Origin of the sequence: Mycobacterium sp. (genome assembly GCF_049802695.1) — a bacterium.
Lineage (GTDB): Bacteria > Actinomycetota > Actinomycetes > Mycobacteriales > Mycobacteriaceae > Mycobacterium.
This window is the reverse complement of sequence record NZ_JBARMY010000049.1, coordinates 38,391-44,703: the sequence shown is the minus strand read 5'-3', so window position 1 is coordinate 44,703 and position 6,313 is coordinate 38,391. Positions and strand designations below refer to the sequence as shown.

The 6,313-nt window shown below is 63.6% G+C and carries 7 protein-coding genes; 3 read left to right on the top strand and 4 right to left on the bottom strand.

What is annotated here, in order from left to right:
* From WA317_RS02035 to WA317_RS02020, 4 genes are all read right to left on the bottom strand, one after another.
* Positions 1–300, bottom strand: a 300-nt coding sequence (locus tag WA317_RS02035) for a DUF222 domain-containing protein (protein WP_425171448.1), incomplete at its 3' end; no start/stop codon positions are given.
* Between the two features lie 90 nt (positions 301–390).
* Positions 391–1,134, bottom strand: coding sequence for an alpha/beta fold hydrolase (locus tag WA317_RS02030; protein ID WP_425171453.1), 744 nt, complete (start codon positions 1,132–1,134; stop codon positions 391–393).
* Positions 1,118–2,275 (bottom strand): Zn-dependent alcohol dehydrogenase, encoded by a 1,158-nt coding sequence (locus WA317_RS02025; protein ID WP_425171447.1) that lies wholly within the window; start codon positions 2,273–2,275, stop codon positions 1,118–1,120. Before WA317_RS02025 ends, WA317_RS02030 begins: the two co-directional genes overlap by 17 nt.
* 10 nt (positions 2,276–2,285) lie before the next feature.
* Positions 2,286–3,506 (bottom strand): cytochrome P450, encoded by a 1,221-nt coding sequence (locus WA317_RS02020; protein WP_425171446.1) that lies wholly within the window; start codon positions 3,504–3,506, stop codon positions 2,286–2,288.
* 173 nt (positions 3,507–3,679) lie between these two features.
* On the opposite strand from WA317_RS02020, the gene WA317_RS02015 reads away from it, so the two are divergent.
* Genes WA317_RS02015 through WA317_RS02005 form a run of 3 tightly spaced genes read left to right on the top strand, consistent with a single transcriptional unit; the run spans position 3,680 to position 6,302 of the window.
* Positions 3,680–4,039, top strand: coding sequence for a Rieske (2Fe-2S) protein (locus WA317_RS02015; RefSeq protein ID WP_425171445.1), 360 nt, complete (start codon positions 3,680–3,682; stop codon positions 4,037–4,039).
* A complete protein-coding gene (locus WA317_RS02010; protein ID WP_425171444.1) occupies positions 4,036–5,130 on the top strand; it encodes an amidohydrolase family protein in 1,095 nt (364 codons plus the stop codon). Before WA317_RS02015 ends, WA317_RS02010 begins: the two co-directional genes overlap by 4 nt.
* Positions 5,127–6,302: an amidohydrolase family protein gene (locus WA317_RS02005; protein ID WP_425171443.1), complete on the top strand. Its 1,176-nt coding sequence runs from the start codon at positions 5,127–5,129 to the stop codon at positions 6,300–6,302. The genes WA317_RS02010 and WA317_RS02005 overlap by 4 nt, the downstream gene beginning before the upstream one ends.
* Positions 6,303–6,313: the final 11 nt, after the last annotated feature.

Genomic DNA, 6,313 nt, shown 5'->3' with positions numbered 1-6,313 from the left:
ACCGAGATCGGCGGCGTCCTCGATGCGCCGGTGCGCTTCGCTGCGCGCAATACCCAACCGGTCGGCCAACACGTGGGAGAGCTTGCCGCCGATCTCCGCCGCGCTGGCCTGCTCGCGCACGCCGTTGATCAACGCGTGCCGCACCACCGGCAGCCGCCGGCAGTCGTGCTCGAGGCGCTCCAACAACGCCAATCGTTCCGGTGTGGTCAGCGCCTCGAACGACAAATCAGCCAAGCCCGACACCGCGTCGCCAAACGCGTCGAACGCGGCGACGACCTCCTCACGACTGCTGACTGCCATACCCGAAATGTTATCGGCGACCACCGACAAAAAACCCCTGAAACCGATGTGACACAAGTGATTCGAGCGAGAGCGGCGGTCTGCGGTCAGTCAACGGCAACGTTCGATGAGCAACTCGGCAAGCAGGCGAGGTTCGCTGATCATCAGATCGTGGCAGGTGTCGATCGGTATCAACGTCTGCACACCACCAAGCGCTGCAATGCTGCGGTACTGGACGCGCTGGAACAGCGCGTGGTCGCGCAGCGTCAAGATCCACGTTCGCGGAACATCTTGCGGAAGGCCACTGCGATCGACCGGCTCGGTGATGATGGTAGCGGCCTCCGCATGCATCCTCGACAGCGTGAGTCGGCGTTGCTCGCGCGACATCCCGTTGCAAAACAGCAAGGCGCTCAGCCAATCCGGCGTTGTCTTGGGTGGCTTGTTGAGTCGGACCGCTCGGCGCACATACCAGGCCAGCGGCCCGATCAGCGCATCGACGACCGCCTCGCCCTGCGTCGGCAAACAGGACGCCGCCAAGATCATCTCGCGAACCCGGCCGGAGCCCAGCGCGGTCACCACGCCAGGCACCGTCAAGCCCGCCAGGGAGTGACCGACAATGACCACGTCCCTGAGGCCGGCCGCCTCGATTTGGTCCGTCGCCGATTGCACGCAGTCGGCGATGGTTACCGCAGTCAGGTCACCGCGGGTGACACCGTGACCGGGCATGTCCACGGCCAGCACGCGCAATTGCGGCGCCTGTCGCTGTAATTCGACAACGGTCGGTTCCCAACAGTCCGCCGAGTGCTCACCGCCGTGAACGAGAACCAGAGCCGGACAGTCAGCTGATGGCGAAATCGATGACTCCTCGGACGATCTCACCGTTGAGAAGGTCGGCGTACGCATCGTTGATGTCCTCGAGTTGATACCGCCGAGTGATCATCTCGTCGAGCAGTAGCTGGCCGGTTTGGTAGAGCTTGGCGAGTCGGGTGATATCGGCCTTGGGGTTGCACGAGCCGAAGACGGTACCGGCTAGAGTCTTATTCATCAGAATGAAATCCTGCAGATCGAATTTTATCGATCGGGTTGTCTGCGCGGTCATGCCGGTCAGCACACAGGTGCCGCCTTTACGGGTCAGGCGCAGCGCGGCGCGGACGTCTTCGGAGCCGATCAGTGACGGCGAGACGACGACGGCATCGGCCATCACGCCGTAGGTCAGGTCTCGGACCAAATTTAATGCGTCGGCCACGGACGCGCTGGCGTGCGTGGCGCCGAACCGCAAGGCCGACTTCTGCTTGAATTCCACTGGATCGACGGCCACGATCTGCGCCGCACCGTTGATCCGGGCGCCCTGAATCGCGCCGGTGCCGATCCCTCCCGCTCCGACGACGACAACGGTGTCGCCGCCCCGGACGCCGGCCCGAATAGCCGTCGAACCGTAGCCGGTAGGTATCGCGCAGGACAGCAGCGCACTCGGCACCAGCGGCAGGTGCGGATCGATTTTGACCAGCGAATTGACCGACACCACGGTGTGTTCGGCGAATGCGCCGATCTTCGAGATATGTCCGAGCGGCTCGCCGCCGGCGGTGTGGTGGCGGAAGGTGCCGTCGGTCGGCATCCCCGGAGTCATGGTGCCGATACCGGCGTCACAAAGGTACTCCATCCCCGTTGCGCACCAACGGCATTGGCCGCATACGGCCACGAAGGACATCACCACATGGTCACCCGGCACGAACTCGGTGACACCGTCACCGACTTCACGGACGATGCCGGCACCTTCGTGCCCACCGATGGTCGGGAACATCGTGGGCAGGCCCATCGACCGCAGCACCTCGTTCGGTGCCGATATGTCGCCCTTGAGGATGTGGTCGTCGCTGTGGCATAACCCGGCGGCCGCCAATTCGACCAGAACTTCGCCGGCACGCGGTGGGTCGAGCTCGAATTCCTCTACCGACCACGGGCCGCCGACGTCGTGCAGGATCGCGCCCCGGCTCTTCATGACCGGCTCCTCACTCGGCCGGTGTGAAGGTCACCGGTAGTTTATTGGGCGACCGGAAGGTCACCCCGACGATCCGTGCATCTTCGTCCGGGACCAGCGCCAGATTAGCGGCGCGGTCGAGCAGACTGTTCAGCATGACCCGGGTTTCCAGACGGGCCAGATGCATGCCCAGGCACATGTGAATGCCGCCGGCGAAAGCGATGTGCGCCTGACGTGGCCGGCGGAGGTCGAAGGCGTTGGGGTTGGCCCAACGGCTTTCGTCACGGTTGGCGGATCCGATGCACAAGTCGACCTGAGCGCCGGCGGGAATGGTGCGATCCCCGACTTCGACGTCTTCGGTGGTGCTGCGCATCACCATGGTGAGCGGCGATTCGAAGCGGATACCTTCTTCGATGGCGGCGGGGATGAGTGTCCGGTCCGCCAAAACCATCGCCAACTGCTCGGGGTGAGTCAGCAGAAGGTACAGCAGATTGCCCGACGAGCGATAAGTGGTTTCCAACCCGGCCGGCAGAAGCAGCCGCAGGAACGCGATGATGGCGTCGTCGGTCAGCTTCTGTCCGTCAATTTCGGCAGCGACGAGATCGCCGATGATGTCGTTGGTGCGTTCCCGGCGCCGCTGCTCGACCTGATTGAGGAAGTAGCCGTGCAGCTCCGCAGCGGCGTTGAGACCCGCCACGATGTCAGTGGGAATCGAGATCAGGTCGAGCGACAGCCGTCGGAACAAGTCCAGATCCTCCCGGGGGAGTCCCAGCAGGGTGGCGATGATCCGGGTCGGAAACTCGAACGTCAGCGCCTTCACCAGGTCCGCGTGCCCGTCGTTTTTGAACTCGTCGACGAGTTGGTCGCAAATGGGGCCGATGACCGACGGTTCCCAGCGTTGCAGCGCGCTCGCGCGGAAAGCCTTGGCCACCAGGCCGCGATGGTCATGATGTTCTTTACCGCCCATCGCCAAGATGGTGTGCCCCATGACCAAACCGATCGTTTTGTCATAAGCGGCCGAGGTGAAGACCCGGTCGTCGCGGAAGGCCTGACAAACTCCGTCGTAGCCGAACAAAACCCATTCGTCGTCCGGCTTCAGCGCCGGGGGCAACAGTTCGTTGTCCATCAGGGGCCCGTGGAAGACCGGTTCGGTGCGCCGCTTGTATTCGAAGAAGGGGTAGGGGCTGGTTTCACCAGTCGCGTCGAGGGTGATGGATTGGTTGTGCGGGTCGGCGCCGATCGTCACCAGCATCCCTCCTGATCAACTGAGAGACACCCGCGCCGGCTTGGCCAGCATGCCCCTCAGCAGAGTTCCGGAATTGAACTTTGTAATCATAATATAAATAGCAAGTAAGCCCAATCGCAGTAGCCGCGCGGCCGAAAGCCCGCGACAATGGACCCGTAGACCGGTGGCAGGAGGTAGCGATGCCGGAGCGCAGATTCGTGTGCCTTCTCGATGACCTGCCGCCGGGCGAAATGAAGCTCGTGGACGCGGGGCAGTTCGGTATCGGTGTGTACAACATCGGTGGCTCGCTGCACGCCATTGTCAACTACTGCTCGCATGAGGGGGCGCCGTTGTGTCTGGGCCACGTCGGCGGAACCACCGAACCCGACTCGGGCCAGCCCGGCGGGGTGCGCCGTACACGTGAGGGTCAGGTCGTTCGGTGCCCTTGGCACAATTGGGAATTCGACATCACTACCGGACAGAATGTCGCCGATCCGCGACGGCGCGTCCGTACCTACCAAGTCGACGTTGCCGATGGGGAGGTTTACCTGAGCGCATGAGCGACACAGCTGTGGCCGGCCCGGTCATCGACACGTGCGTGCAACCGCATTTCCGCAACAACGCCGAGATCCGGAAATACCTCCCTGCCGCGTATCAGCTGCGGTCCATCCCCGACGTCGAGCGGCAGTGGTACCAGGCGCCCGGCGGCGACTACCACGAGGACCTCTACGGCGACCACTATCCCGGCTCTGACCGCGAGACCGTCACCCGCCACCTATTCGACGACGCCGGCGTGGCTTTCGCCATCCTCAATCCGTTGACTCGAGGCAACATCGCCGACTACTTACTCAACAGTAGAATCTGCGCTGCGGTGAACGACTGGCAGCTCGACCAGTGGTTGGAGCCCGATGCCACCGACCGATTCCGCGGCACCATTCGCATCAACCCGGAAGATCCCAGAGGTGCGGTCGCGGAGATCGAGCGGCTCGCCGCACATCCGAAGCTGGTTCAGGTCGGTGTTCCGATGCAATCCCGCGAGCCGTACGGCAAACCGCTGTTCGAGCCCATCTGGGAGGCGGCGGCCGCGCACCGGTTGCCGGTGGCGGTGCACATCAATGGCGGCAACGGCGTCGACTATCCACCGACATTCGCCGGGCACGCGCACACCTATCCCGGGTATGCGGCCTTCATGCCGCTGAATTACTTCGTGCATCTCGCCACGCTGATCGTCGAAGGCGTCTTCGGCCGGCATCCCGATCTGAGGTTCGTCTTCGCCGACGGTGGATATGACATCCTCACCCCACTGATGTGGCGGTTGGACACGTTCTGGTTGTCGATGCGCGACCAAACCCCCTGGGTGAACCGGTATCCCAGCGAGTACCTGCGCCGGCATGTACGGTTCTGCTCGTCGGCGCTCGATGGGCCGACCGACCCTGTCCAGATGCGACGCTGGATGGACTTCACGTCGTCGCCCGGAACCACGAAGGCCGACCTGCTGATGTTCGGTTCGAGCTATCCGCACTGGTCCATGTCGTCGCCAGAGGTGATGGCTACCGGCCTTGACGGCGGCCAACGCGAAAAAGTGTTGTGGCGCAATGCCAGTGCACTCTACGGACTGACGGTACCGGCGACAGAAAGCAGCGTGTCATGACCACGATCGAACGGACTCACAGTCATCCCGTGCTCGATGACGGCCGAAACCAGGTGGCGGTGAGCATCGTCGACACCGACGTCCACCCGATGCCCGTCTCGGCCGACGTGCTGAAGTCGTATGCACCCGCAGCGTGGGTGGACAAGATCTGGCCCAACCACAACGCGGTGACACCGATCCCGCATTTCTACGACACACCGGATTCATACCAGACGATGTCATTGCGTGTCGACGCGACGCCACCGGGCGGCGGATTCGCCGGAACCGACCCGGACTTCGCCGCGAAACAGTTACTGGTCGACGCCGGTGTCGGCATTGCGACGCTGGAGCCGATGTGCGATGCGCAGTTGCCCGACGCCGAGCATGTGCTGAAGTCGACCTACAACGACTGGCTGGCTGACGTCTGGCTCGACAAGTTCAACGCGCACGGTCGCTGGCGCGGGTCGATCAGCGTGAGCGCCCAGACGCCCGAGCAGGCTGCGCGCGAAGTCGACCGCTGGGCAGGGCATCCGGACATGGTTCAGGTGCTGATGACCCCGCAGACCCGTGGAATCCCGTTCGGCAGCCCGCATTTCGATCCTCTTTACGCGGCCGCGTCGCGCAGCGGCTTCCCGGTCGCCACGCATCTGATGGGGCAGACACCGTTCGAGCTGATTCCGCTCTACCCGGTGGGCAATCCGGCACACTGGCACGACTTCTTCGCCTCGTGGCCACTGCTGTATGTGTCGCACTTGATGAGCCTGGTGTTCGACGGCGCGTTCGACCGGCACCCCGACCTGCGGGTGGTTTTCATCGAGGGCGGTTTCACCTGGGCGATGCCGGTGATGTCGCGGATGGACCGGATCTGGGAGGCGCGTCGCAGCGACTTGCCGCTGGTGCGTCGACGTCCGTCCGATTACGTCCGCGAACACGTCCGCTTCACCACCCAGCCGCTCGAGGACGTCGACGTCGGCGTATTCCGCGAGTACCTGGAAATGATGGATCTCGGCGACAACTTGATGTTTTCAACGGACTATCCGCACTGGAGCTACGATTCGCCGGAGTACGCGCTCAAGCGGTTTCCCCGCGATCAACGGGAGCGGATCATGCGCGGCAATGCCACCGCGTTGTACGCGCTGCCGACGACCGTCACGGCGCTACCCGGCGAACGTCCCGCCATAGATCTCGACTGACCATCGGGCCA

Excerpts from the sequence above, each read along its gene's own strand:
- WA317_RS02025 (WP_425171447.1), bottom strand. The coding sequence starts at position 2,275 with ATGAAGAGCCGGGGCGCGATCCTGCACGACGTCGGCGGCCCGTGGTCG.
- WA317_RS02020 (WP_425171446.1), bottom strand. The coding sequence starts at position 3,506 with ATGCTGGTGACGATCGGCGCCGACCCGCACAACCAATCCATCACCCTC.
- WA317_RS02015 (WP_425171445.1), top strand. The coding sequence starts at position 3,680 with ATGCCGGAGCGCAGATTCGTGTGCCTTCTCGATGACCTGCCGCCGGGC.
- WA317_RS02010 (WP_425171444.1), top strand. The coding sequence starts at position 4,036 with ATGAGCGACACAGCTGTGGCCGGCCCGGTCATCGACACGTGCGTGCAA.
- WA317_RS02005 (WP_425171443.1), top strand. The coding sequence starts at position 5,127 with ATGACCACGATCGAACGGACTCACAGTCATCCCGTGCTCGATGACGGC.